This window comes from Micromonospora tarensis (genome assembly GCF_016803395.1).
In the GTDB taxonomy this organism is placed as follows: Bacteria; Actinomycetota; Actinomycetes; order Mycobacteriales; family Micromonosporaceae; genus Micromonospora; species Micromonospora tarensis.
This window is the reverse complement of sequence record NZ_JAEVHL010000516.1, coordinates 1-1,251: the sequence shown is the minus strand read 5'-3', so window position 1 is coordinate 1,251 and position 1,251 is coordinate 1. Positions and strand designations below refer to the sequence as shown.

Below are 1,251 nucleotides of genomic sequence, written 5' to 3'. Positions count from 1 at the left end.
GGTGAGACCAAACCCCCTTTAGGGGGGTGGTCTCAGTCCCACCCGATTGGTCTCACCCAGAAGACGCAGATCTTGGTCTCACCCGAGAGTCGGGCCGGGGGTGAACCGAGGTGATGTACAGAGGGTTCTCCATCACGGAGTGCGCCCGGTGCCCAGATCTCGTCCTGACCGGAGTGGTCGCCGGGCTCACCTTCCGGCTCGACCGCCGAACCATCCCGCCGGCTCACGCCGCGGTGGTGAAGCACTACGGCTTCCCCGTCCTCGTCATCGACCGGACCCTCGTCGGCTTCCGCGTCGACTTCTGGGAGCCCGAGCACGACCTCACCAAGCCAGGCCGCCACCTCGCTGTGCCGCACAACTGCGGATCTGGCCACTCGACCCCGAAGGAGTCCGCATGAAGACCCGACCCCGCGACATCGGCACCCGGGCGGAATCCGCCGTCGTCCGCTACATCCAGCCCAACGGCTTTCCCCACGCCGAGCGGCGCAGCCTCCGCGGTGCCCTCGACGCCGGCGACATCACCGGCACGCCCGGCATCTGCTGGGAGGTGAAGGGCGGCGACGCGGCCCGCACCGCCTCCGACCTGATGATCAGCCGCTGGATGGGCGAACTCGCCGCCGAGGTGACCAACGCCAAGGCCGACGTCGGGCTGCTCGTCGTCCAGCGCGCGGGGGTCGGACCGGCCAACGCCGGACGGTGGTGGGCGTACATGCCGGCCTTCCAGGTCGCCGGGTTGGTCTACGACGAGCTGACGATCTCGGGCCCCAACGCCTTCCCGGTGCGGATGTTGCTCGCCGACGCCCTCACCCTCCTGCGCGCCGCCGGCTACGGCGAACCCGACCGGCCGGTGGTGGCCCCGTTCAGCCCGGCCGCCGGCATCGGCGCCCACACCGTCAACCTGCCCGGAGAGGACGCCGCCTGATGAAGCCGCGCCTGCTCGACCTCTGCTGTGGCCAAGGCGGGGCCGCCCGCGGTTACGCCGACGCCGGATTCGAAGTCGTCGGCTGGGACATCGACCCGCAGCCCCGCTACCCGTACGAGTTCCACCAAGGCGACGCCCTCGAAGTGCTCCGCGATCGGGCGTACGTCGAGACCTTCGACGCCATTCACAAGTCGTGGCCGTGCCAGGGCTTCAAGAAGGGCACCCTCTGGCGCGACTCCCCGGACCTCATCACCCCGGGCCGCGAGCTGGCGCTCACCTACGACATGCCGTGGGTCATCGAGAACGTCATGGAAGCCCCGCTGGACCGG

General features: G+C 70.0%; 2 protein-coding genes and 1 pseudogene. All 3 read left to right on the top strand.

The window, feature by feature from the left end; genetic code table 11:
* Nucleotides 1-110 precede the first annotated feature (110 nt).
* Nucleotides 111-398: a hypothetical protein gene (locus tag JM949_RS36055; RefSeq protein WP_203152485.1), complete on the top strand. Its 288-nt coding sequence runs from the start codon at nt 111-113 to the stop codon at nt 396-398.
* Nucleotides 395-922: a hypothetical protein gene (locus JM949_RS36050; RefSeq protein WP_238434486.1), complete on the top strand. Its 528-nt coding sequence runs from the start codon at nt 395-397 to the stop codon at nt 920-922. The genes JM949_RS36055 and JM949_RS36050 overlap by 4 nt, the downstream gene beginning before the upstream one ends.
* Nucleotides 922-1,251 (top strand): annotated as a pseudogene (locus JM949_RS36045) (DNA cytosine methyltransferase); the annotation flags it as partial. The gene JM949_RS36050 and the pseudogene JM949_RS36045, both read left to right, overlap by 1 nt.